Raw genomic sequence first — 25,215 nt, forward strand, 5'->3', positions numbered from 1 at the left:
CGTGTACCGGGGTCACTTCTTGTGGCGTGACCGGTATTGTGCAATCGCCTTCTTGATGGCCTCGGCGGTGTCAGGGTCAACCGACGTGGGCGCCTTCGGCTTGGCACGTGGCGTTCTGGCCGGGGTTGCCGGCTCTGGCGGCGCAAACCGCAGGATGATTTTGGACATCAGGCCGGTCGCGAATACCAGAATAATCAGGAACACGAACACGAAGCCCATGCCGGCAATCATCAAGTCTACGGCTTGTGACATCAGCTCATTCATATCGAACAGCTACCTGTATTGGTTTGTTGATTTCCCCGTACCGCCCGACAAGCCACCACTAAAACTAAAGTCTAATGGCCCGGCGGAACAATTCGGGAGGCAAAATCCTGCGTAATTTACCGTTTTCAATGACCAGGAGCAACCTGAAGCACGCATTTCTATAGGGACTTTCCGAGCGTCCCGGCCTGAAATGACACCTGCTGCAACAGCCTCATCAGGCTTTAATCATGCATATCTAACCCGGAATTTCCGACCTTTCACCTTGCCTTTCTCCAGCCGTGCCAGCGCCTGGGCCGCCCATCGGGATTCAACCGCCACGAAGCACTGAAAGTCGAACAGATCGATTTTGCCAACGGCAGCGCCGGGAATACCGGCCTCGCCGGTAAGAGCTCCCATCACGTCGCCAGGGCGCACTTTGTCTTTGCGACCGCCAGCCAGGCACAGCGTTTTCATGGCCGGTGTAACCGGGCGCAACGCCTCCGCCAGCAACGCTTCGGTATCGCCCCACAACACCGGCTCGCCCCGCTCCGTTTCCAGGCGTGTAATCTTGTGGCCCTGGCGCGGAGTGCAGAGAGTAACCGCATGCCCCTGCTCGCCTGCCCGGCCGGTACGGCCCACCCGATGGGTATGCACCTCGGGATCCCGCGCAGGCTCGGCATTGATGACCAGTGGTAGCCCTTTGATGTCGAGCCCCCTTGCCGCCACATCGGTAGCCACCAGAACCGTACAACTCTGGTTGGCAAATCGAACCAGAGCGCTGTCCCGTTCGCGCTGGTCCAGATCGCCGTGTAGCGACAACGCCGAAAAGCCGAGACGACCCAGTTCATCCGACAGCTCATCACAGTCCCGTTTGGTGGTACAGAACACCAGAGACGACACCGGCTGAAAACGGGAAAGCAGTGCTGCCACGGCCGCCGCCCGCTGATCCGGCTGGATTTCGTAAAAGGATTCTTCAATGGTGATGGCGGCCGCTTTTGATTCCACCCGCACGTCTTCCGGCTTGCTCTGGAATTGCTCGCTCAGCTTTCTGATGGCCGGCGGCCAGGTGGCGGAGAACAGCAGCGTCTGCCTGCCACCGGGAGATTGGGAGACGATACTGGTGACCACCTCCTCGAACCCCATATCCAGCATGCGGTCCGCCTCGTCCAGCACCAGCACTTTCAAGCCATCCAGCGAAAGCGTACCTTTGCGCAGGTGGTCATCTACCCGGCCGGGCGTGCCCACGACGATATGAGCGCCATGGCTGAGCGACCCGATCTGGGGCCCGATAGGCACACCACCACACAACGTCAGCACCTTCACGTTATCTTTGGCCCGTGCCAACTCTCGCAACGCTTTGGCCACCTGATCCGCCAGTTCCCGGGTGGGACAAAGAACAAGACTCTGAACCCGGAAGCGTTGCGGATCGATGGCCTCGATAATCGGTATCCCGAACGCTGCTGTCTTGCCGCTGCCGGTTTGCGCCATGGCAATCACGTCCTTGCCCGCCAACGCAAGCGGAACTGCCTCTGCCTGAACCGGCGTGGGTTGCTGGTAACCCAATTGATCAAGGTTGGCCTGCATGGCCGCGGAAAGACCAAGCGCTTTAAAAGATGACATAGAAAAATCCGTGGGGTGGGTTGTGATGGGTTATTGAGAGAATGCTGACGGCGTATACTTAACGTTTGATCGCACCAGTTTATCATGAATTCACGGAGTCGCTGATGGCCTCACTGCAGGAACAGTTATTAAAGGCCGGGCTGGCCGACGAAAAGAAAGCCCGGGAAGTACGAAATGAAAAACGAAAACAGAGAAAGCAACAGCCCAAAGGCGCCACGACCGTAAACGAAGCCGAAGAGCGCGCCCGCAAGGCTCGCCAGGAAAAGGCCGAGCGGGATCGGCAGCTCAACCTTGAGCGCAAGAAAGAGGCTGAGAAAAAGGCGATTCAGGCACAGATTCGGCAGCTGATCGAAACCAATCGCCTGGACCGGAGCCGCGGCGAAACCTCCTACCAGTTTGTCGACGGCAAGAAGATCAAGAAGATTCTGGTGAACGACCAGATGGTGGACCAACTCTCTCGAGGCCGTCTGGCCATTGTGGCGCTGGGTGACCACTATGAGATCGTCCCGGACAGGGTGGCCCGCAAGATTATGGAGCGCGATGAGAGCGCCATCATCTCAATGCATGATCGTAAACAGGATGACGCAGGCGAAGACGACCCGTATGCAGGGTATGAAATCCCCGACGATTTGATGTGGTAAAGACAATAAAAAACCCCGCACAAGGCGGGGTTTTTTATTTTGTATAGCAAAACGCCTCAGCCTGCGGGGTACACAAACTGAGGCGCTTTGACTTTAATATGGCGCGGCTGGGAGGATTCGAACCTCCGACCGCCTGGTTCGTAGCCAGGTACTCTATCCAGCTGAGCTACAGCCGCTTGAAACTGATTTGCGATGTTGGCGCGGCTGGGAGGATTCGAACCTCCGACCGCCTGGTTCGTAGCCAGGTACTCTATCCAGCTGAGCTACAGCCGCGCATCGCAACGTTGAGCGCTACCTCAACTGTTCTCACTTCTCTCCGGGGAGAAAATGGCGGAGAGGGAGGGATTCGAACCCTCGGTACGATTGCTCGTACGGTTCCTTAGCAGGGAACTGGTTTCAGCCACTCACCCACCTCTCCTTGAGAACGGGGCGTATACTACCATAATTTTTCTGTTTTCATAGGGTTGACACGACTTTTTTCTGGCCGATTTTCCCCACAATCAAAAAAGCCGTCCGGGTTACCCTCGAACGGCTTTTTAACTGATCAACGATTGCCCGATTCCGGCTCTTCGGAGCCTTTTTCAGATTGAATTCGCTGATAGATTTCTTCGCGGTGAACCGCCACATCTTTTGGCGCGTTCACACCGATGCGTACCTGATTCCCCTTTACACCCAGAACGGTGACGGTAATTTCGTCGCCGATCATGAGGGTTTCGCCAACACGGCGAGTCAAAATCAACATATCCCTTACTCCCTATTCCAGAGCTACCTGTTCCGACAAACACTACTGTTTACTTATTGCTTTTATAATGAGATCACTTCAGACACTAAAGACGCAGAAATACTTATACTTACCTGAATCCTGATAGCTATCTTCAATGACCTTGATCAGAGAGCATTTGAGACCTCCTGCCTCAGGCACTCTCCTCCACCCCGGCTTTATCCAGCTCGAACGCACTGTGCAGTGCGCGAACGGCAAGCTCGAGATACTTCTCATCAATCACCACCGAAATCTTGATTTCTGACGTGGAGATCATTTGAATATTGATGCCCTCATTGGACAGCGCTTCAAACATCTTGGTTGCAACGCCCGCATGGGAGCGCATACCCACGCCTACGATGCTGACCTTCGCGATCTTGGTATCTCCACCCACTTCACCGGCACCCAGCTCAGCGGTAACACCGCGCAACACTTCCTGGGCCCGTTTGAAATCGTTGCGATGCACCGTAAACGTAAAGGCAGTCTTGTTATCCTCGCCCACGTTCTGAACAATCATATCTACTTCGATATTAGCATCACTGACGGGCTTGAGAATCCGCAGTGCGCTGCCCGGTGTATCGGGCACACCAGAGATCGTCAGCTTGGCTTCGTCACGATTGAAAGCAATGCCGGAAACAACCGGTTGTTCCATGGCGTTCTCATCCTCAAAAGTAATCAGGGTGCCCTCGCCTTCCTGAAAGCTGGACAACACCCTTAATGGAACGTTGTATTTACCTGCAAACTCAACTGAGCGAATCTGGAGTACCTTAGAACCCAGACTAGCCATCTCGAGCATTTCTTCAAATGTAATGCGCTCCAACCGGCGGGCACTGTCCACTACCCTTGGGTCAGTTGTGTAAACACCATCTACATCAGTATAGATCTGGCATTCATCGGCTTTCAGTGCCGCCGCCAGGGCAACCGCCGTGGTGTCAGAACCGCCACGGCCGAGCGTGGTGATATTGCCGTTGTCATCAATGCCCTGGAAGCCGGCTACCACAACCACCCGACCGGCATCCAGATCTTCCCGCATGCGCTGCTCATCAATCTGCTTGATACGCGCCTTGGTATGGCTGCTGTCCGTGAGAATCCTGACCTGGGAACCGGTGTAGGACCGGGCATCGCAGCCCCGCTTCTGGAGAGCCATGGACAACAGGGCAATGGTTACCTGCTCGCCGGTGGAAACCAGAACGTCCATCTCACGGGGGGTAGGCTCATCCATAATATCGTTGGCGAGTGCAATCAAACGGTTGGTTTCACCGCTCATGGCCGAGACCACAACCACGACATCGTGCCCTTCTTTGCGGAACCGACAGACCTTGTCAGCTACCGCTTCAATCCGCTCGGTTGTCCCGACGGACGTACCACCAAATTTCTGAACCAGCAGAGCCATGTTTCCCAAACTCCGAAACGGGGTGTCACAACGGGGCTAGGCGCCCCGCCATTAAAAACAAACGGGCGGGATTATAAACCTCCGCCCGTATCAGAAAACAGTTGTTTACCCGATATTTTGCTCAACCCAGGCCGGTACACCAGCCAGGGCTTCGGCCAGACGGGATGGATCATTACCACCACCCTGGGCCATGTCGGGGCGACCGCCGCCTTTGCCATCTACCAGCGAGGCCAGATGCTTCATTAAATCGCCAGCCTTGATGCGGTTGGTGGCGGACTTGGTAACACCGGCCACCAGCACCACCTTTCCGTCTTCGACAGTGGCCAGCACCACAACGCCCTCGCCCAGCTTGTTCTTGAGCTGATCCGCAGTTTCCATCAAGGCCTTGCGGTCAGCGCCTTCCATCTCGGAGGCCACCACTTTCAGGCCTGCCACTTCGACCGCGGAACCAGCCAGATCAGTACCCGCGGAACTCGCCAGTTTTGCTTTCAGGGCATCGACATCCTTCTCAAGCTGGCGATTGCGGTCCAGAACCTGCTTGACCTTGTCGACGACAGAATCACGGGTGCCCTTCACCAGACGTGCGGTCTCGCGCAGCGTACGCTCGGTTTCATCAACCCATTCCAGCGCACCCAACCCGGTTACAGCCTCAATACGACGAACGCCAGAGGAAATGCCGCTTTCGGAGGTAATGCGGAACAACCCGATATCGCCGGTACGGGCAACGTGAGTACCACCACACAGCTCAACAGAGTATTTGTCGGTACCCATGGTGAGCACCCGTACTACATCACCGTACTTCTCACCAAACAGAGCCATCGCGCCTTTTTCCTTGGCGGTATCCATATCGGTAATGTCGATATCTACCGGCGTGTTCTCCAGGATCTGCTCGTTAACCGTACGCTCGATTTCTCTCAGCTGCTCCGGCGTCACGGCTTCAAAATGGGAGAAGTCGAATCGCAGTTTGTCCGGGTCGACCAGCGAGCCCTTCTGGGTAACGTGTTCCCCCAGGATATTGCGCAGGGCCGCATGCAGCAGGTGCGTAGCCGAGTGGTTGCGCTTGGTGCGTTCACGACGGGCATGATCAATCCGCGCATCCACTTCCAGCCCGGGGAACAGCTCACCTTCAATCAGGGTGCCCACATGCAGGTGGTTATCACCTTCTTTGCGGGTGTCGGTTACCTGGAAGCGGCCACCGCTCCAGGTCAGCAGGCCGGTATCACCCACCTGACCACCAGACTCCGCATAGAACGGCGTGCGCTCCAATACCACCACACACTCATCACCCGCTTCCGCGTTACGCTCCTCACCGTTGACCAGCACCGTGCGGATACGTTCATGACCATCGACGTGGTCATAACCGGTAAACTCGGTCTTGCCCTCAATCGTGATGCCGGCGGCATTGTAGTCGATACCAAACTTGCTGGCGGCACGAGCCCGGTCGCGCTGGGCCTCCATGGCTTTTTCGTAGCCTTCGTAATCCAGAGTCAGACCACGCTCGCGGGCAATATCGTTGGTCAGATCGACCGGGAACCCATAGGTATCGTAAAGAGTAAACACGGTTTCACCGGGAATCTCGGTACCCTTCAGCTCCGCAATGTCCTGCTCCAGCAGGCGCAGACCTTTATCCAGGGTCTTGGCGAACTGTTCTTCCTCCTGCAGCAACACCTTTTCGATCTGCTTGCGACTACTCACCAATTGCGGATAGGCCTCGCCCATCAGTTCAACCAGAGCGCCGGTAAGCTTGTGGAAAAACGGCTGGGTAGCACCGAGCTTGTTGCCGTGGCGAGCTGCGCGACGAATAATTCGGCGCAGAACAAAGCCGCGCCCTTCGTTGGACGGCATCACGCCGTCGGCAATCAGGAAGGCGCAAGAACGGATATGGTCCGCCACCACGCGCAGAGACGCTTCTGTAGTGGCCGCACCACCTAGGATGTCGGATGCCGCCTTCAACAGGTCCTGGAACAGGTCGATTTCGTAGTTACTGTGAACACCCTGCAGAACCGCAGCAATCCGCTCCAGCCCCATGCCGGTGTCCACCGAGGGCTTGGGCAGGTTCAGCATCTCGCCGTCGGCAGTGCGGTTGTACTGCATGAAAACCACGTTCCAGATTTCAATGTAGCGGTCGCCGTTTTCTTCCGGGCTGCCGGGAGGCCCACCCGCCACATCCGGGCCGTGATCGTAGAAAATCTCGGTGCACGGGCCACAGGGTCCTGTATCACCCATCTGCCAGAAGTTATCGGAGGCGTAGCGGGCGCCTTTGTTGTCGCCGATGCGCACAATCCGTTCCGCCGGTACACCGATCTCCTGGTTCCAGATATCAAAGGCTTCGTCGTCTTCGGCGTAAACCGTTACCCACAGCTTCTCCTGGGGCAGGTTGAGGTGCTGTTCGCCAGTCAGGAACGTCCAGGCAAAATTAATGGCCTCGCGCTTGAAGTAATCGCCGAAGCTGAAGTTGCCAAGCATCTCGAAGAAGGTATGGTGGCGCGCTGTATAGCCCACGTTTTCCAGATCATTGTGCTTGCCGCCGGCACGCACACATTTCTGGGAGCTGGTCGCTCGTGTATAGTCGCGCTCCTCGCGGCCGAGGAAAAGATCCTTGAACTGGTTCATCCCCGCGTTGGTAAACAGCAGAGTGGGATCATCGTGGGGTACCAGTGAACTGCTGGGCACAATGGCATGCCCTTGCTGCTGGAAATATTCGAGGAATGCTTGTCGCAACTCTGCGGTTTTCATAGACCTTTGATACCTTTCGACCTGATACACCTTGCCAGACACCCGCCGAATGAACCGCCGGGTCTGAGGTTAAATGCGATTACTTACATGCGTGTGCAAATCGGCTACTCTAGCACACGCCGAGAACTTGAAAAACGTGAAAACTCACAGGAGACGCCATGCCCCGACGCTTTCATGAAGCCGATGAACTTCTGCCACCGGCGACCGGCCTGAAACGCGCCCTGGCCATTATTTACGATGGACTGATCAGTATCGCCGTGCTGCTTGTCGCCAGCTGGGTGTACACCATGATTGCGGGATGGATTACGGGCTGGGATCGCTATGAACAAATGGCCGAAGCCGGTGAAATCTCAGGAGACCCGGGGCTGACCTTCGTTCTGTTTCTGGTGCTGTATCTGTTTTTCGCCTACTTCTGGACCCGCATCGGCCAGACCCTCGGCATGCAGGTATGGCGCGTTCGCATCGAGAATCTTGATGGCACCTCCGTGAGCTGGACCCAGGCCCTGATTCGCTATGTTACCGCTGCGATCATCGTTTTCCTGAGCATTCTCGGCGCCTACTACCTGGGCGCGCTGACGTTGTTGCTCAGCATCCCGGCCATCATCGCGCTGTTCTATCCCATCAATGGGCTGTCGCTGACCGACCGCACCTCCAACAGCGTGGTTGTTCAGGTGGCCAGGCCCGAGAAGAAATAGGTCTGGCGCTACCCTGCCCGACGCATCAGGACGGCTCCGACAATACCGTTAACAACAATCGGAGCCAGCACCGCAATCAGCGGATTAAAGCCATAAACCATACTCATCGGCCCCAGCAGATCCTGCATATACTTGAACAGCAATCCCACCAGCAGACCGGTAAATACCCGGAACCCCATGGTCACAGACCGCAGTGGCCCGAACACAAAGGAGATGGCGACCAACACCATAACCGCCGTACCCAGAGGCATCAGTGCCTTTTTCCAGAACGCGAGCCAGTATTGTGCCGCACTCAGCCCCTGCTCTCCGAGATAGGCCGCGTAGGTATACAGGCCCGTCATCGACAGATTCTCCGGCTTCACAATCAGCACACTCAGCACGCTCGGCGACAGGCCGGTCTCCCAACGCAGTGACGCACTCACATCACGCACGGTCCGCTCCGGCTCAATGCGAGTAGAGGTCACGTTCTCCAGCAACCAGTAGTCGCCCTGGTAGATGGCACGCTCGGCGAAGCTGGCAACCCGCAATTGCCGGGCATCGTCAAACCGGAACAGCGAAACCCCATGCAACACACCGTTTGGCTGAACCGCATTCAGGTGCATGAAGGTATTGCCTTCCCGATGCCACACCCCTTCCGCGGAAGCCACGCTGCTCCCCGCACCCAAGGCCACCGCCTTGTCACTCTGGGCAATACGTTCGGTGGTCGGCGCGACATACTCACCAATCGCCACGCCGAGCAGAACCACGATCAGCGCCGGCTTCATGGCAGACCAGACAATGCGTTTGAGCGACACGCCGGCTGCCCGGATCACCGTCAGCTCCGAGGAACTGGCCATGGAGCCCAGGCCGACAAGGCAACCCATGAAGGCACCAAGAGGCAGGTAATCGTAGATTCGCCGGGGCAAGGTCAGCGCCACATACCACAACGCCTGCAGGGTTTGATATTCGTTGCGCGTGTCTTCCAGTTCAGCAATGAATGCAAAGATCACATCCAGCGACAACACCACAACCATAACCAGGAACATGGCGCCGCCAACGGTACGCATGACATAACCATCGATCTTATGCACGCTGGCGCCCCTCCCTCTCAAGACGACGACGGTTCAGCCACCCGGGGCCAAACTGCAGCCACAGGCCGAGCGCCAGGAACAGCGCATGCACCCAGAGCATACCCACCCATTCAGGCACCTTTTCATCCGCCAGCGCATCCCGCGCCACAATCAGTAAGCCCAGATAGGTGATGTAAACCAGCATGGCTGGCAACAGATGGAAAAACCGCCCCTGCCGGGGATTCACCCGACTGAGCCGCACGGCCAGCAAGGTGACGATGGGCACAATCAACGGTAACGATATTCGCCAGTGCAAGAGAGCCCGGTCTTCCGGATCATCCGAGTTCCAAAGCGCCAGCGTACTCAGGCCTTCCTCCAGCTCTTTGCTGCCCTCCTGGCCGCTGACAATCTTCAAACCGTAGGCTTCAAATTCAGTGACATTGTAATCAAGCTGGCCGGGAGCCCCCTGAAAACGACCACCATCCTCCAGCACCAGAAACCGGCTGCCGGTTTCCTCGTCAATGAACTGGGAGCCAGACTCCGCAGTGATCAGAGTGACACCCTTACCGTCCTTGTCGTACTCGGCAATAAACACCCCCTGCAACTGGCGCTTGTCGTCGCTCAGGGCCTCGGTGTAAGTAACCCGATCGCCGGAGGTAAAGTCCTGAAACCGCCCCGGGGCCAGCATTTCAAACTCGGTGGCCTTTCGCTGCTCGTTAAAGATGTGCTCCACCTGTTTCATGCCCCAGGGAGAGATATAAAGGCTCATGGCCCCCACCATCAGCATGACCGGCAGCGCTCCAAGCAACGTTTTCGCCAGCAACTGCTTTTCACTCACACCGCAGGCGAACAACACCGTCATCTCGCTTTCGAGGTACATCCGGCCATACGCCAGCAGAATTCCGATAAACAGGCCCAGGGGCAGAATTAATTCCAGAAACCCGGGGAAACGATACCCCATAATCGCAAACAGGACGCCGGCCGCAATCTCGCCCTCAGCAGCATCGGCCAGATACTTGATAAAACGCCCACTCATGAACACCAGCAACAGAATGCCTGACACCGCAAGCATACTGACCATGATCTGGCGAATGAGGTAACGGAAGATAATACTCAAATCAGTCTCTCTGGCGGCGCCGTCATTGGAGATGGAGGTTAAGGAGAACAGCGCGTATTCTATGTAACCTCGCCGACGAATGACAGTACGGGGCCTACACGATAAAACCATCGTAACGAAGCGGGCGCCCGGCTTGATTAATAAAGGCTTTGCCCCAATCCTTATGAGCATTGCCATCAACATTCAATTCAATTGAATAAAGCACAATCTGACAACGGAGTTGCCATGAATTTCAGCCTGAGCAGCAAAGCCATCACAGCCACCAAAGCCGACTGCCTGGTTATCGGCCTGCCTGAGAAAGGCGAGTGGCCAGAATCCACCAAAGCGGCAGACGACGCGCTGGGCGGACTGATCAAGCAACTCGAGAAAGCCGGCGACCTGACCGGCAAGAACGCCTCCGTGAATACCCTGCCCCTGGTGGATCAACCCTGGCAGCGCGTTGTGGTAATTGGCACCGGCAAAGATGCAGACCGCACAGCCACAGCCTATCGTAAGAGCCTGATTGCCATGACCGGCGCATTGAAAGATGGCCCCTCCAAAAGTGCACTGATCAGCCTGACCGATACTGCGGTTCAGGGCGAAGCTGCGGTCAGCTCTGAAGAAGCCCGGCTCAACCTGATTGGCCGGATTCTGGAAGACCAGTTCTACACCTTCACCGAATTCAAAAGCGACAAGCCTGCCGCCCGCAAACTGAAAAAAGTTGTGGTACAGGCATCCGGCGCCGGCAAGTCCCTGAAAGATGCGTTCAACCTTGGCCTGGCCACCGGCCGCGGCATGAACTACACCAAAGACCTGGGCAACACCCCACCCAACATCTGCCACCCGGTCTGGCTTGCCGAACAGGCCAAGGCCATGGCCAAAGACTACGACTCCATCCAGACCGAAGTTCTGGACGAGAAGCAGATGGAAAAACTGGGCATGAACACCATCCTGGCCGTAGGCAAAGGTTCCAAGCAGCCTCCGCGCCTGATCGTGATGGAATACCGTGGCGGCAAGGCCAAAGACAAGCCCTACGTACTGGTGGGGAAAGGCATCACCTTCGACACCGGCGGCATCAGCCTCAAGCCGGGCGAGGGCATGGACGAAATGAAATACGATATGGGCGGTTCTGCCAGCGTTTTCGGCACCATGAAAGTCCTGGCTGAAACCAAACCCAAGATCAACGTGGTTGCCGTGATCGCTGCCGCTGAAAACATGCCCGACGGCGGTGCCTCCCGCCCCGGCGATATCGTCAAAACCCTGAGCGGCATGACCGTCGAAATCCTAAACACGGACGCCGAAGGCCGCCTGGTACTGTGCGACGCCCTCACCTACGTGAAGAAATTTGACCCGGCAGCCGTGGTCGACATGGCCACCCTCACCGGCGCCTGCATTATCGCCCTGGGCAATCATGCCACCGGGCTGTTGTCCAACAACGACGAACTGGCCAACGAACTGCTCGCCGCCGGCGAACGCACCGGCGACCGCGCCTGGCGCCTGCCGCTGTGGGACGAATACCAGAGCCAGCTCGACAGCAACTTCGCTGACATGGCCAACATTGGCGGCCGCCCGGCCGGTACAATCACCGCCGCGTGTTTCCTGAGCCGCTTTGCCAAAGACTACCGCTGGGCCCACCTGGATATCGCGGGCACCGCCTGGAACTCCGGCAAAGCCAAAGGCGCCACCGGCCGCCCGGTCCCCCTGCTGGTCGACTACCTGATGACCCATGCAGGATAACCAGCCAAACCCTTCCCCGGAGCCCGGCAGCCTCGCTGCCGGGCCCTCCGGCCAGGACGACAGAAACCAGCGCTACTGGTTCCACATCCTCGCCCAGAACACCCACGCCGCCCGCAACCTCCACGCCGCCAAACTCGTGGACAAAGCCTGGCAGCAGGGCGACCGTGTGTGCGTTCTTTGTGACACCGAAGAACAGGCCGTGGAACTCGACGACCTGCTGTGGAACTTCACCCCCGAAGCCTTCATCCCCCACAGTATCGCCCAAGACCCAACCACCCCCTGCACCGATCCTGTCGGCATCCTGCTCTACCCGCCAGCCGCGGTGGACTGGGATACCGTGATCGTCCTGTCCTCAACACTGCCCGACGACGCCGACCAGTACGGCCGCCTGGCACTGGTTGCCCACAATGACCCGGCGGTATTGAACCAGGCGCGGGGGCATTACAAGCAGTTGCGGTCACTGGGCATTGAAGCTCGGGTGCATGATATGCGGAAACGCTAGCCAGGTTCGCCGCGATCAAGACGACCATGTATAATCGTCCGATTCAGAATTTCCCTATGTGAATCAACCAAAACGGTCACTGCATAATCCCATGGAAAAAACCTACCAGCCAGAAAACATCGAGCGCCAGTGGTACGAAAACTGGGAATCCAAAGGCTATTTCCGCCCCAGCGGCGAAGGCGACTCCTACAGCATCGCCATCCCGCCACCCAACGTGACCGGCAGCCTGCACATGGGCCATGCCTTCCAGCACACCATCATGGACACCCTCACCCGCTTCAAGCGCATGCAGGGCCGTAACGCACTGTGGACCGTCGGCACCGATCATGCCGGCATCGCCACCCAGATGGTCGTCGAACGCAAACTGGCTGCAGAAGAAGACAAAACCCGCCACGATCTCGGCCGGGAAGAATTCATCAAGCGCATCTGGGACTGGAAAGAACACTCCGGCGGTACCATCACCCGCCAGATGCGTCGCCTGGGCAACTCCGTGGACTGGAGCAACGAACGCTTCACCATGGACGATGGCTTCTACAAAGCCGTACAGGAAGTCTTTATCCGCCTGTACGATGAAGGCCTGGTGTACCGCGGCAAACGGCTGGTGAACTGGGATCCGAAGCTGCACACCGCTATCTCTGATCTGGAAGTTGAAAACAAGGAAGAAAAGGGCTATTTCTGGCACCTGCGCTACCCGCTGGCCGACGGCCAGAAAACCCAGGACGGCAAAGACTACGTCATCGTCGCCACCACCCGCCCGGAAACGATGCTGGGTGACACCGCCGTAGCCGTCCACCCGGACGATGAGCGCTACCAGCATCTGATTGGCCAGCACGTTCTGCTGCCGCTGGTTAACCGCCGCATTCCCATCGTGGCCGACCACCACGCCGATCCAGAAAAAGGTTCCGGCTGCGTGAAGATCACCCCCGCTCACGACTTCAACGATTACGCCGTAGGCAAACGCAACAACCTGCCCATGATCAACGTCATGACGCAGGACGCCAACATTCGTGAAATCGCCGAAGTGTTCAATGCGGACGGCACCGAAAATTCCGAGATTAACAGCGCCCTCCCGGCCGCCTATGCCGGCCTGAGCCGGGAAGCAGCCCGCAAGCAGATTGTTGCCGACATGGAACTGGCAGGCCTGGTCGAGAAAATCGAAGACCATGTGCTGAGCGTACCCCGCGGCGATCGCTCCGGGCTGATTATCGAGCCGATGCTGACGGATCAGTGGTTTGCCGACGCCAAGACCCTGGCCAAGCCGGCTATTGAAGCGGTAGAAGACGGTCGCATCCAGTTCGTACCCAAACAGTACGAGAACATGTACTTCGCCTGGATGCGCGACATCCAGGACTGGTGTATCTCCCGCCAGCTCTGGTGGGGGCACCGGATTCCTGCCTGGTATGACGCTGAAGGCAATATCTATGTGGGCCGGAGCGAGGCTGAGGTGCGCAGCAAACATCAGCTCCCGGACACACTGGAACTCAAGCAGGACGACGATGTACTGGACACCTGGTTCAGCTCCGCCCTGTGGACCTTCGGCACTCTGGGCTGGCCGGAAATCACCGAACGGCTGAAGACCTTCCACCCCACCGACGTGCTGGTGACCGGTTTCGATATCATCTTCTTCTGGGTTGCCCGGATGATCATGATGACCATGCACTTCATGAAAAACGAAGACGGCACCCCACAGGTACCCTTCCATACCGTGTATGTCACCGGTCTGATCCGGGACGAGCACGGCGACAAGATGTCCAAGTCCAAGGGTAACGTGATCGACCCGCTGGATATGATCGACGGCATCAGCCTGCCGGACCTGCTGGAAAAACGCACCGGCAACCTGATGCAGCCCAAGCTGGCCGAGAAAATCGGCAAGCGCACCGAGAAGGAATTTCCGGAAGGCATCGCCGCCCATGGTACTGACGCCCTGCGTTTCACCCTCGCCGCCATGGCGACCACCGGCCGTGACATCAACTGGGATATGAAGCGCCTGGAAGGCTACCGTAACTTTTGCAACAAGCTGTGGAATGCCGCCCGCTATGTGCTGATGAACACGGAAGGCGAAGACTGCGGCGTGAACAATGAGCCGGTGGAACTGTCACTGGCAGACCGCTGGATCATCAGCGAACTGCAGCACTGCGAGCAGGAGGTGATCCGTCACCTGGACCAGTACCGCTTTGACCTGGCCGCCTACGCCCTGTACGAGTTCATCTGGAACGAATACTGCGACTGGTACCTGGAACTGTCCAAACCAGCCCTGAGCGATGACAGCGCCAGTGCCGAGGCCAAACGGGGCACCCGTCGTACCCTGGTACGCGTACTCGAAGCCGTACTCCGCCTGGCGCATCCGATCATGCCGTTCATTACCGAAGAAATCTGGCAACGCATTGCACCGCTGGCCGGCAAGCAGGGCGACAGCATCATGCTGCAGCCCTACCCGCAGCCGGATGCCAGCAAGCAGGATGCCGCCGTGGCCGCCGATATCGAGTGGCTGAAAGGCGTGATTGTAGCGGTGCGTAATATCCGCGGCGAGATGAACATCTCCCCGGGTAAGCAGGTACCGGTACTTCTGAAAGGCGGCAACGCCGACGATCAGCGCCGCCAGAACGACAACCGCCAATTCCTCATTTCCCTGGCCAAACTTGAGAAGCTGGAATGGTTCGAGGGCGACAAAGCTCCCATGAGCGCCACCCAACTGGTAGGCGAAATGGAAGTGCTGGTGCCCATGGCCGGCCTGATCGACAAGGACGCCGAACTCAAGCGCCTGGACAAGGAGCTGGAACGCCTGAACAAGGAAATCGGTCGCCTGGAAGGCAAGCTGAACAACGAGAAGTTCACCGCCAAGGCACCAGCCGAAGTCGTAGAGAAGGAAAAAGAGAAGCTGAAGGATGCCCAGGGCAGCCTGCAGCGGCTCAGTGCGCAACGGGCAGAAATCGAGGCCATGTAAGGCCATGATCGCCATCCTCGGTGCCGGCTCCCTGGGCCGGCTCTGGGCGGCAACGCTACCTGCCGGGCAGGTAGCGTTTGTGCCCCGTCCGGGGCAGGCCCCTGCCCCCGTCTGTTATCGCTTTCAGCCCATTGACGGCGAATCAGGCAGTACCATTATTCCCTGGCTACAACCCGGCCAATCTCCTGATCTGCTCCTGGTGACGACCAAAGCCGGCAACACTCTCGAAGCCCTCAAGGCGGCCCTGCCCTCCATTGCCAAACAGACTCCCATTGTGTTGTTCCAAAACGGGCTTGGGAGCCAGCAGCAGGTCACCGAAACATGGCCGGACCGGCCGGTACTGGCCGCATCCACGACCGAAGGCGCAAACCGGCCCGCCCCCGGGCTGACCGTTCACGCTGGCCGCGGCACAACCTGGGTCGGTGCCCTGAACCCGGCGGGGGACCCATCGGTCGAATGGGTTGCCCAACAGCTCGCCAGCAGCGGCCTCATGGTCCACCCTGAACACGACATATTGGCAAGGCTCTGGCAAAAACTGGTGATCAACGCCGGCATAAACGCCTTTACGGCCATTCTGGATTGCCCCAACGGAGAGATTCTGACACAACCGTTTTACCTGCAATGGATTGCCCCCTTGTGCGAGGAGATCAGCCGCCTGCTCCCTGCCGCCGGACAACCGCAACAAGCCCCGGAAAACCTGCGCGAGACTATTGAGGCTGTCGCCCGCAAAACCGCCGCCAACACGTCTTCCATGCGGGCTGATGTAAAGGCAGGCAGAACCACGGAAATCGACTTCATTAACGGTTACCTGGCGCGGCTCGGCCATCAACATGGCATACCGGTACAGGTGAACCAAATGCTCGCCGAACAGGTACAACAACTGAACTGACTTTTACCAGAGGGAGCAAGACCATGGGCAATCGCCTGTCGAAGATCTACACCCGAACCGGAGACGACGGCTCTACCGGCCTGGCCGATGGCAACCGTATCGCCAAAAATGCCCAGCGAGTGGAAGCCATGGGTATGGCCGATGAGCTGAATTGCCATATCGGCGTTTTGATTGAGACGCTTCCATCTGGCGACCGTCTGATCGATACCTTCCGGCGCATTCAGCATCACCTGTTTGATCTGGGCGGCGAATTTGCCATCCCGGGCAGCAAGGTGATCAGCGACAATCACATTGAGTGGTTGGAGCAGACTCTGGACGAGTACAACACCGACCTGCCGCCGCTAAAAAACTTCATCCTGCCCGGGGGCTGCCCTGCCGCAGCACAATGTCATCTGGCACGGGCGGTCTGTCGCCGGGCCGAGCGCGTGGTGGTGGCCCTTGGCCACGAGGACTCCATCAATACTGCCTCGCGTCACTACCTGAACCGGTTATCCGATCTGCTGTTTGTCATCGCCCGGGTGCTGGCTCGCCGGGATGGCAGCCAGGAGATTCTCTGGGAGCAAAAAAAATCCGGCCTCTGAGGCCGGATTTTTCACAACAGCAACCGCTGATTACACCTTGAATGCCTCCACCAGGCGCTGAAGCGACGCGGTAAGCTCCGACATCTGCCTGGACGAAGCCAGAGTCTCTTCGGCGTTGGAGGCTGTGCTCTGGCCAAATTCGCCAATGCGCTCCACGTTGGCATTCACGTTCCTGGCCACGGCCGACTGTTCCTCCGCCGCCTGGGCAATCTGGTGGCTCATATCCACGATCTCGGAAATGCCCGAGGCGATCCGATCCAGCGCTTCGGTCACTTCACCAGACTTCTGTACCGTCTTCTCCGTGGCATCGTGACTTGAGGTCATGGCAGATACCGCCTCTTTTACACCACCCTGAAGCCGGGAAATCATGCCTTCAATTTCCTCAGTGGACTTGTGGGTACGCTGGGACAATGAGCGAACCTCATCCGCCACCACCGCAAAGCCACGCCCTTGTTCTCCCGCCCTCGCTGCCTCGATGGCCGCGTTCAGCGCCAGCAGGTTGGTCTGCTCGGCAATCGCTTTAATCTCAACCAGAACCTGACTGATATTGTCACTGTCCGCACTCACCCGGTTGATGACATCAACGGCGCCAGCAATCTCCGTCGCCAGCCGGTTAATGGTCGCCACGGTATCGGCCACCACTTCCCGGCCCTTCTCGGTATCTTTCTCGGCATTCCCCGCACTATCCGCCACCCGGTGCGCACTCTCGGTGACTTCATTGACCGCTTCCACCATCTGGCCCATGGCCTCGTTGATCTGACCGGTCTCTTCCATCTGTCGGGCCACGGCCTGACTGTTAGCCGATGCGGTGTCATTCACCCGGACCGCCTGCTGATCAACATCTGCCGTTGTAGAGCCCACCGACCGGACAAGCTCAGCGATACGATCGGTCATGTTGTTGAACTCGGAGGTGAGCTCACCCAGTTCGTCCCGGTTGTTCAACCGGATATGGGTGGTCATATCGCCGGCGGCCACATTTCTTGCAGCTTCGCTGAACCGGTTGATGGCAATCCGCACAGACATAAAGAAGCCCACATAGAGGTAGACCACCACCAGCATCACAGCAATCAGCGCCACCAGAATCAGAGTGCGCTGCCCGGTCTGGCGGGCCAGGCGATCCTCAAGATTACCGGCAACCACATCGAAGATACGATCGCTGAGGGTATCGTAATATCCCATCTGCGCCGATACGGTCTCATCGAATTCCTGCCAGGGCAGCTCCAGGCGCATAGGCGTAATGACATTCAGATCCAGCTCATCACGCACTGTCATCAGGCTCTCTTCCGTGCGGGTCAAGGCACCGCTCGCACTCTCTGCCAGTTGGGGCGACGCCTCCACGGCAACGGAAAGGGCCGGCGAAAGCAGCGAACTGCGGTTGGTCAACTGATCGTAGATTTCATTCAGGGTTTCGCTGAGTGCATAGCCCACCTGACCTTCCACCAGCGCAAAAATACCGTATGAACGGGCGCGGCCAACAACGGTGCGAGACTCAGGCAACGCAGAACGTACCAGCCCTAACAGCAGCAGGTTTTCCCGGGACGCATCCTGCCCCAACCCGCTGATTTCAATGGTCGCCGGCAGCAAGGCCATCACCTTCTGCACAAATTCCTGGTAGTACTTGAACTGGGGGTCAATGTTGCCCTGATAGTTATCGTTGGCTTTGAGCGTCTCCCATTCTTCCCTTACAGCCAGAATCTGCTCCTGCCAGGAGCCGGAGGTGTCAAAAGAACGCTGTGGTTCGGCGAGATCTGCCAACAGGGCGTCCATACGACTGGCCGCTTCGTTGGCTTTTTCGAGCAGGGGTTGTTCGTCTATCAGAATGCCCGGGGCCTGATAGTCACGGTAATCCATCGACGCCACCAGCAGGCGTTCCACCTTCTGGAGTTCTGCAAGACCTTCAATGCCGCGGGTCATGGTCTGAACCGACTGGTTGAGCCCGGAAATCACCAACCAGGAAAGCACGATGATAGGGCCAAGAAAGAGAATGCTGATGAGGCTGAATTTGTAAACCATGGGCAGCCGATTCATCAGTGCTACAGCCGGATTGATTATATAGTTCACAGAGCCCTCGCTGCTTCTAACAACTGAATCTTTATTCTTTTGTTTGATTATCGCCCGTTGCCGGAAAAACTTAATCACTATTTAGTGTTATTCTGTAATCCGTTTTTGCTTTCCGGCTAGGCCATGCCTGCGATCACCAGCAATGCAAGCGCACATATCCACACCAGCATGCTCCGGTTGAGGAGGTCCCTTATGGCGCTGAGGCTCCGTCCACCAAAATCGGGCCACTCTTCCGGGTGCAACTCCGAAAAGCGCGCAGGATCAAGTGCATAACCAGTTAACGACCCGTTGGCGGAAATCATGAGCACATCCGCGGTCTTTTTCCCGAATCCCGGGAATACCTTGCGTATTTCCCGGGACCAGCCGGCCAGGTCACCGGCGAGTCCGAATGTGCATGACAGCAAGCGGGAAGGAATCCAGCCGATAAGCCGGGCCGCCCGCTGATAGCGTTCCCGCGCGGCCGCCTGCGGCCATTGACCCGCCAGAGCTACAAGCCCGCGAGCCAGAAAAGCCAGCGCTATGCCGCCGACGGCGTACCAGAAAACCACCAGGAAGAAACGCTCGAAAACCGAGACCATCAGCGCCCGCGACACCGACAGGTGCATGGCTTCTGGCGATAGCGCCGCTCCTCTTTCGGAGGCGGGCAGGCGCTCTTGAACATGGTGCCAGGCAGCCTGCATATCTCCGCGCCGCCAGGCATCAGAATAGGCTCGCAGCACCTTGCGCCAGCCCGGCGCCCCCATCAGCACCACCAGCAGCAACAGTTCAAGCGGATACAGGGCATAGCGGTAGCCCGCCTCACGGGACAGCGCCCACGCGCCAGCGAGCGCCAGAGAGGGTAACACAACCAGCAGCGCCCCTCTCCAGACTGACCGCTCCTGACCCGCTTCTATCCGGCCCCAACGATGAAACCAGCGACGCCAGATCTCATCGCTGGCCAGATGGTCGGCGCGGTCCAGCCTGCGGCGAATCACGTACGCAATCAGAAAAACAACCAACGACATCAGGCCATCTCCTCGTTCGACAGCAGTGCCCGGAAGCGAGACCACTCAAACGCGGGCCCTGGATCGGTTTTTCGGCCCGGAGCAATATCACTGTGGCCGGCAATGCGACCCGGCGTGATTTCCGGCCAGGCTGTCATTGCCAGGCGCGCCAGACGCGCCAGCGCACGGTACTGATCATCGGTATAGGGAACGTCATCCGCACCTTCGAGCTCGATACCAATGGAGTAGTCGTTGCACTCCTCCTTACCCTGAAAACTCGAACGGCCAGCATGCCATGCCCTGTCCAGACAGCTGACAAACTGAATAACGGAACCATCCCGGCGAATCAACGCGTGCGCAGACACCTTCAGCTCTGCGATCGTTTCAAAATAGGGGTGGGCAGCGGTATCCAGACAGTTACAGAAAAAATTCTCGATGTGCGGGCCGCCAAACTGTTCCGGCGGCAGGCTGATGTTGTGAACCACCAGCAGTGAGATAGAAGAACCGTCCGGGCGGGGACCAAAATTGGGCGACGGACACCAGCGCACGCCGGGGAACCGGCCACTGGAACGCAAAAGTGCTGCCGCATCCTTCAGGGAGTGTGGGTGATGATCGTTCTGGATACTAGACAACGTGTTTCCATCGGCGCAGGGGACTCATGCAGATGATTGAATCACAAAGCGCCCATGGATGCCACGACGTCGCCGGTGCCCTGCGTGGGCACTCAGTACCAGAGATCAGTCTTTTCGGTTATGACGCAGGTTGTCGATGATGGACTCCAGTGCCCGATCAAAGATCAGGCCGTCATCCAGCATGGTGATCGCCTGCTCCTGCAGAGCAATCGCCAGGTCATCCCTATGATATTCCGCCACCTTCGCACCACTGCGGTTAACAAAGATGTACTTGCCGGTGGCCTTGATAAAGGCGGCCAGCTTGCAACGGACCCTGGTCTCGTCTCTGGCCATTTCAACCCAGGATCCGACTCTCAGGCCATCCGCCTTCGCCAGCCATTCCGCCGACGCTACTGGTGATTGGATCTCCGCGGATTCCTCGGCGACGGCTGCCGTCTCAACGCCGACTGAGACCTCAGCAGGCTTGACTGACGCAGGTTCAGCCACCTCGTCAATCACCTCCGGCGCAGGTTCCGATTGCTCGGGAGTTTCCGCCGGCTCTGCAGGAGCTTCAGGTACCTCGAAATTCTCAATCGTGGGTGCCTTGTCTTCAACAACCGGCGCGGTCACCAGTTTCTGGAAAACATCGACATGGGCAAGCTCCAGGTCCCGGATGGCCGCATCGGTTGCAAACGGATCCCAGGAGATTTCCTGAAGCGCCCTGCGGAGCTCTTCCACCACCTCTGGAATCATTCGCAACAGTTCCGCCCGGGTATCAGAAGACACTGGTCGCGGGTCAACACTCCACACCAGCCGCTCGCTGATGGCCTTTGCCTGCAGCCAACGCTCGCTTTCTTCACCCTCGCGCAACACCACCCACTGCAGGTAACGGGTCCAGGGCTCGTTCAGCACCTGTAAAACCGGCTCGGGAATGTCCCGGCCTGCCGTGTGCTCACGGATAACATCGGTAGCAGCCTGACTGGCACGTTCCTGCCGGGCGCGTCCTTCTTCGGCATCCCGAAGGCGCTGCTCAACCAGCTCGCGACGGCGGCGATCCAGATCCATGAAGTGACCAAAGTCCTTCAGCAATTCCTCGAACAGCCCTACCTGATCGGTGTATTCGGTCAGCACCCGACCCACCACTTCCTCAATCTTTTCCCGAAGCGGATCACGCATTCCGGCACGTTTCTCGCTCCAGCCAATGGCGGCCAGGGCAAGTTCGTTGAGGAGCTTGCGAACCGGATGGCCACCACGATTGAAAAAGTTCTTGTCGCTGAGTGCGACCTTGAGCACCGGAATCTGTAGCCGCCCGATCAGCGCCTTCATGACCGGATGCAACTGACGATCCTCGAGAATAAAATCAAACAGCATTGAGACCAGATTGATCACGTCACTGTCGACCTGCCCTACTGAGAATCGCTTCCCTTCCGGACCCTGCAACAGCGGCTGTAACTGCTGGCGCAAAGGCACCACATTGTCGCCTTCACCCTGCGGCGCTGCGCCCTGCAATTCGTTCAGGCGCGCCATCAGACGATCGGTATCCAGAACAGCGCCGGTTTGTGCCATACCGGCACTACTGGTCTCTCCCTGGTGCAACAGCGCACTCAGCTCACTGAAAGTAGGCGACGGTCCATGGCTATGGGCAGTACCTTCGGCAGCCGGGGCTTCCTGGGCGGGCGCTGGCGAACCGCCTGCCTTTGGCGCACTGCGACCCGGCGCTACCTGAGCACCACCCACCGGAGCCCGCTTCATGTCAGGCAGCACGCCTGCGGCGATCAGGGTTTTGTTGCATTCCTGGTAGAAATCGCTGAGCTTGTCCACCAGCAGGCGCTCAAACAGTTTCAAAACCACCAGCTTGGCACGGATATCAATATCCAGATCGGTGCAAGCATCCGAGATAGCGCCGCAAATGACTTCCGGGCTGAGAGGCATTTGATCGTCAGAGAGATCCAACTGCGGAACAAGATGGCGAATCCGGGCCGCCAACATCCTTACCGGCTCCTGGTATCGATTCCGCAGGCGATTGGTCAGGTTATCTATCGCTACCTGCTGTTCAAGGTCAGAGTGATCCACCAGGCTGAGGGAGTCCTGGTCCACTTCTTCCAGTGAACCACTGGAGCGGGCAGGTTTGAACTTACCCAGCTCATTGAAGGCCTGGCTGACGTATTGCAGGACTGACACTGTCATTGCCTTCCGGCGCAGTCGCAGCTCCCGCATGGCGTCGAAGTAGGCAGTCTGGTCCTGGTTGGAGCCGGCCCGGTCTGCTAGGGCAAACAAACTGTCGTCAGCCTGTTCGAAAAAACTGGCAAGTACCGCCTTGAGTGACTGACCCGATGTGTCACGCAGTCGCACCAGCTCTACCGGTAACGAGAACCGGCTCACCGGCTTCTGACCGGCCAAGCGGACTACCTTGTTATCGTGCGCCATGTGGATGCTCCGGAATCGATCAGCTGATGGTACTTAAACCTTTATAGGATTACATCATACGGGCGAGTGTCGTCACCTTGTGTCAGAATTTGTCACCTTTTGTGTCAGCAGGAACTGCATCACACTTCAGACCACTCACACCTCCATTTGGCGAATCGATAGCGCTGGCAGTAGAATTGCCCTCCACAATTTTCCAAGCCACCATCAACCTCCGGACGTCCCAATGATTTCTGCCGAACTGCTGCGCCAGGCCCGTATCGAATCCGTTGCCCAGAGTCTGCGGGAAGATATTGGCGATGGCGACATCACCGCCCAGCTGATCCCTGCCGAAAAACTGGCAACAGCAAGGGTAATCACCCGGGAAGACGCCCGCCTGGCTGGAAGCGCCTGGGTGGAGGAGGTTTTTCACCAGGTGGATCCGTCAGTGACACTCCAGTGGCAGTTTCACGATGGCGACGACGTACCCGCCAACGCCGTGATCTTCCGCATGCAAGGCCCGGCCCGCTCGCTTCTGACCGCCGAACGCGCTGCTCTTAACTGGTTGCAGACCCTGTCTGGCGTGGCAACAGCCTGTGCCCATTACGCTCGCCGGGTGTCCCATACCAACGTACGCCTTCTGGACACCAGGAAAACCCTGCCAGGGCTGCGACTGGCCCAGAAATACGCGGTGACTTGCGGTGACTGCGATAATCACCGGCTGGGACTCTGGGACGCATTTCTGATCAAGGAAAACCACATTGCCGCCTGCGGCTCCATTGCCAATGCGGTCGCCGAAGCGCACCGCATTGCACCAGGCAAACCCGTGGAAGTGGAAACCGAATCGCTCGCCGAGCTGGACCAGGCTCTTGAGGCCGGGGCCGACATCATCATGCTGGACGAGTTCTCGCTTGCCGACATGGCTGAAGCGGTAAAGCGGAATGCCGGAAAAGCCCGCCTTGAAGCTTCCGGTGGCATCAACGCGCACACGCTGGTGCCCGTTGCCGAAACCGGCGTGGATTACATCTCGATCGGCGCACTGACCAAAGACGTACGAGCCATCGATTTGTCCATGCGCCTGGAGTAATCCAGTCCCGGAATAATCAGCGGCCGCCAGAGGACAACAGCCGATCCATCTCCTCAAGCACTGAGATCAGCTCACGGCCGGACTGCTCACGCCCACGGAAATGCTCTTCTGCCATGGGCGCAATACCAGATACCTCTGGCAGCGCGTGACCGGCTTCCACCAGCGCCTTCATTTTTTCAAGAAACACGAACTGCAGCCACTGGGTGAAGTCCATGGTATCCAGGCAGAACGGCTGGGTACTCTGGAACGCCTCCGGTGGCAGGCTTTCTGTCTGCCAGACACCCAGTTGCCGAAGTTCAATTTCAATCTGCAGCAAACCGTCGGTCACCTGATCCAGGTGGCGTGCTTTTTCACTCATGGGATTCCTCTCAGTCTGCCAATGGCTCCAGCTCAACAGACTCCCCATGCAGCACACGGTATAGATCCTCATACTGGCGTGTGAGCGTGTGTTTCGGAGCCATGTGAATCAGCGGTTGGCGACTCTGGTGTGATTCTTTCATCTTGACGGAACTGGACAGGCGTACCGGCAGCACCGGCAACCCCTCCTCCGTCAGCTCCCGGACCAACTGCCTGGGCAGGCTCGCCCTTGGCTGGAACTGGTTTGCGATGATGCCCTCAACAACCAGCTCCTCATTATGATCCTCCTGCAATTCGCGGATTTCATGGAGGATGTTGTAGAGCGCCTGGCGGGAGAAATCATCGCAGTCGAACGGGATCAGGCAGCGCTGGGCAGCAATCAGGGCAGAACGGGTGTAGAAATTCAGGGCCGGGGCGGTATCGATATAGATCTCATCGAAACTGTCGCTGAGCTTTTTCAGAAACTCCCTGAGCTTGTAGATCTTGTGCTTGGCTTCGAGTTTGCGTTCCAGAAAATCCAGCTCAGGGCTGGATGGCAACACGTACAGGTTGTCGAATGACGAGGCGTGTACAAACTCGTCAGGTCGACGATTGAAGACACTGAAGGCGACCGTCTGCTCCAGCAGATCGGCAACGGTATCTTTCAGTTCAGCCGCCGGTTTGCCCAGCAGGTAGTGGGTGGAGTTGCCCTGCGGGTCCAGATCCACCACCAGGGTACGCTTTCCTCTTGCGGCGCTGATGGCCGCCAGGTTACAGGTGATACTGGACTTGCCAACGCCACCTTTCTGATTGAATACAACCCGTCTCATGTCGTCTCTCCAATGGCC

Annotated in this window: 21 protein-coding genes and 3 tRNA genes; 8 read left to right on the top strand and 16 right to left on the bottom strand. The window is 57.9% G+C overall.

What is annotated here, in order from left to right:
* Positions 1–12 precede the first annotated feature (12 nt).
* Positions 13–264 carry an OadG family protein gene (locus ACSSVV_RS17240; protein ID WP_011784486.1) on the bottom strand — a complete coding sequence of 84 codons (252 nt, stop codon included), beginning with the start codon at positions 262–264 and terminating at the stop codon, positions 13–15.
* Between the two features lie 225 nt (positions 265–489).
* The gene (gene dbpA, locus ACSSVV_RS17245; RefSeq protein ID WP_454106647.1) at positions 490–1,863 is read right to left on the bottom strand and encodes an ATP-dependent RNA helicase DbpA; all 1,374 of its coding nucleotides are present in this window, start codon (positions 1,861–1,863) and stop codon (positions 490–492) included.
* A 104-nt stretch (positions 1,864–1,967) separates the two neighbouring features.
* Between dbpA and ACSSVV_RS17250 the strand changes: the two genes are divergently transcribed.
* Entirely contained in the window at positions 1,968–2,504 is a 537-nt protein-coding gene (locus ACSSVV_RS17250) for a DUF2058 domain-containing protein (RefSeq protein WP_022991727.1), read from the top strand.
* A gap of 99 nt (positions 2,505–2,603) precedes the next feature.
* On the opposite strand, the gene ACSSVV_RS17255 is transcribed toward ACSSVV_RS17250, so the two are convergent.
* From ACSSVV_RS17255 to alaS, 6 genes are all read right to left on the bottom strand, one after another.
* A tRNA-Arg gene (locus tag ACSSVV_RS17255) sits at positions 2,604–2,680 on the bottom strand.
* Positions 2,681–2,700: 20 nt separating this feature from the next.
* Positions 2,701–2,777: transfer RNA gene (locus ACSSVV_RS17260), tRNA-Arg, on the bottom strand.
* Between the two features lie 55 nt (positions 2,778–2,832).
* Positions 2,833–2,922, bottom strand: a tRNA-Ser gene (locus ACSSVV_RS17265).
* A gap of 126 nt (positions 2,923–3,048) precedes the next feature.
* Positions 3,049–3,246: a carbon storage regulator CsrA gene (csrA, locus tag ACSSVV_RS17270; protein ID WP_011784483.1), complete on the bottom strand. Its 198-nt coding sequence runs from the start codon at positions 3,244–3,246 to the stop codon at positions 3,049–3,051.
* Between the two features lie 172 nt (positions 3,247–3,418).
* A complete protein-coding gene (locus ACSSVV_RS17275) occupies positions 3,419–4,657 on the bottom strand; it encodes an aspartate kinase (protein ID WP_011784482.1) in 1,239 nt (412 codons plus the stop codon).
* Positions 4,658–4,762: 105 nt separating this feature from the next.
* Entirely contained in the window at positions 4,763–7,393 is a 2,631-nt protein-coding gene (alaS, locus tag ACSSVV_RS17280) for an alanine--tRNA ligase (RefSeq protein WP_454106648.1), read from the bottom strand.
* Positions 7,394–7,551: 158 nt separating this feature from the next.
* Here alaS and ACSSVV_RS17285 point away from each other — a divergent pair, with 158 nt between their 5' ends.
* Positions 7,552–8,088 (top strand): RDD family protein, encoded by a 537-nt coding sequence (locus tag ACSSVV_RS17285; RefSeq protein ID WP_113880474.1) that lies wholly within the window; start codon positions 7,552–7,554, stop codon positions 8,086–8,088.
* Positions 8,089–8,096: 8 nt separating this feature from the next.
* Here the strand turns inward: ACSSVV_RS17285 and lptG are convergent, their stop codons facing one another.
* Complete coding sequence (lptG, locus tag ACSSVV_RS17290) at positions 8,097–9,158, bottom strand: LPS export ABC transporter permease LptG (protein WP_014421880.1); 1,062 nt, start codon at positions 9,156–9,158, stop codon at positions 8,097–8,099.
* Positions 9,151–10,254 (bottom strand): LPS export ABC transporter permease LptF, encoded by a 1,104-nt coding sequence (lptF, locus tag ACSSVV_RS17295; RefSeq protein WP_454106649.1) that lies wholly within the window; start codon positions 10,252–10,254, stop codon positions 9,151–9,153. Before lptF ends, lptG begins: the two co-directional genes overlap by 8 nt.
* Before the next feature lie 225 nt (positions 10,255–10,479).
* Between lptF and ACSSVV_RS17300 the strand changes: the two genes are divergently transcribed.
* The 5 genes from ACSSVV_RS17300 (at position 10,480) to ACSSVV_RS17320 (ending at position 16,886) form a co-directional block, all read left to right on the top strand.
* Positions 10,480–11,970 (top strand): leucyl aminopeptidase, encoded by a 1,491-nt coding sequence (locus ACSSVV_RS17300; protein ID WP_454106650.1) that lies wholly within the window; start codon positions 10,480–10,482, stop codon positions 11,968–11,970.
* Positions 11,960–12,472 (top strand): DNA polymerase III subunit chi, encoded by a 513-nt coding sequence (locus ACSSVV_RS17305; RefSeq protein WP_022991720.1) that lies wholly within the window; start codon positions 11,960–11,962, stop codon positions 12,470–12,472. The genes ACSSVV_RS17300 and ACSSVV_RS17305 overlap by 11 nt, the downstream gene beginning before the upstream one ends.
* Before the next feature lie 91 nt (positions 12,473–12,563).
* Positions 12,564–15,416 carry a valine--tRNA ligase gene (locus tag ACSSVV_RS17310; protein ID WP_022991719.1) on the top strand — a complete coding sequence of 951 codons (2,853 nt, stop codon included), beginning with the start codon at positions 12,564–12,566 and terminating at the stop codon, positions 15,414–15,416.
* Between the two features lie 4 nt (positions 15,417–15,420).
* Complete coding sequence (locus ACSSVV_RS17315; protein ID WP_454106651.1) at positions 15,421–16,305, top strand: ketopantoate reductase family protein; 885 nt, start codon at positions 15,421–15,423, stop codon at positions 16,303–16,305.
* 23 nt (positions 16,306–16,328) lie between these two features.
* A complete protein-coding gene (locus ACSSVV_RS17320; protein WP_014421886.1) occupies positions 16,329–16,886 on the top strand; it encodes a cob(I)yrinic acid a,c-diamide adenosyltransferase in 558 nt (185 codons plus the stop codon).
* A 30-nt stretch (positions 16,887–16,916) separates the two neighbouring features.
* Here the strand turns inward: ACSSVV_RS17320 and ACSSVV_RS17325 are convergent, their stop codons facing one another.
* The 4 genes from ACSSVV_RS17325 to ACSSVV_RS17340 form a co-directional block, all read right to left on the bottom strand.
* Positions 16,917–18,947, bottom strand: a complete 2,031-nt coding sequence (locus tag ACSSVV_RS17325) for a methyl-accepting chemotaxis protein (RefSeq protein ID WP_454106652.1) — start codon at positions 18,945–18,947, stop codon at positions 16,917–16,919.
* Positions 18,948–19,063: 116 nt separating this feature from the next.
* Complete coding sequence (locus ACSSVV_RS17330; RefSeq protein WP_222448250.1) at positions 19,064–19,951, bottom strand: histidine kinase; 888 nt, start codon at positions 19,949–19,951, stop codon at positions 19,064–19,066.
* Positions 19,951–20,562: a 1,6-anhydro-N-acetylmuramyl-L-alanine amidase AmpD gene (gene ampD, locus ACSSVV_RS17335; RefSeq protein ID WP_454106653.1), complete on the bottom strand. Its 612-nt coding sequence runs from the start codon at positions 20,560–20,562 to the stop codon at positions 19,951–19,953. The genes ACSSVV_RS17330 and ampD overlap by 1 nt, the downstream gene beginning before the upstream one ends.
* A gap of 105 nt (positions 20,563–20,667) precedes the next feature.
* Positions 20,668–22,968: a DUF1631 domain-containing protein gene (locus ACSSVV_RS17340; protein ID WP_454106654.1), complete on the bottom strand. Its 2,301-nt coding sequence runs from the start codon at positions 22,966–22,968 to the stop codon at positions 20,668–20,670.
* Between the two features lie 223 nt (positions 22,969–23,191).
* Here ACSSVV_RS17340 and nadC point away from each other — a divergent pair, with 223 nt between their 5' ends.
* Entirely contained in the window at positions 23,192–24,031 is an 840-nt protein-coding gene (gene nadC / locus ACSSVV_RS17345) for a carboxylating nicotinate-nucleotide diphosphorylase (protein WP_113880477.1), read from the top strand.
* A 16-nt stretch (positions 24,032–24,047) separates the two neighbouring features.
* On the opposite strand, the gene ACSSVV_RS17350 is transcribed toward nadC, so the two are convergent.
* Both ACSSVV_RS17350 and ACSSVV_RS17355 read right to left on the bottom strand, forming a co-directional pair.
* Entirely contained in the window at positions 24,048–24,389 is a 342-nt protein-coding gene (locus ACSSVV_RS17350; RefSeq protein WP_014421893.1) for a YqcC family protein, read from the bottom strand.
* A 10-nt stretch (positions 24,390–24,399) separates the two neighbouring features.
* Entirely contained in the window at positions 24,400–25,197 is a 798-nt protein-coding gene (locus ACSSVV_RS17355) for a ParA family protein (protein WP_011784466.1), read from the bottom strand.
* Between the last annotated feature and the right edge of the window lie 18 nt (positions 25,198–25,215).

The sequence above is a fragment of the Marinobacter sp. MBR-105 genome, from assembly GCF_053628895.1.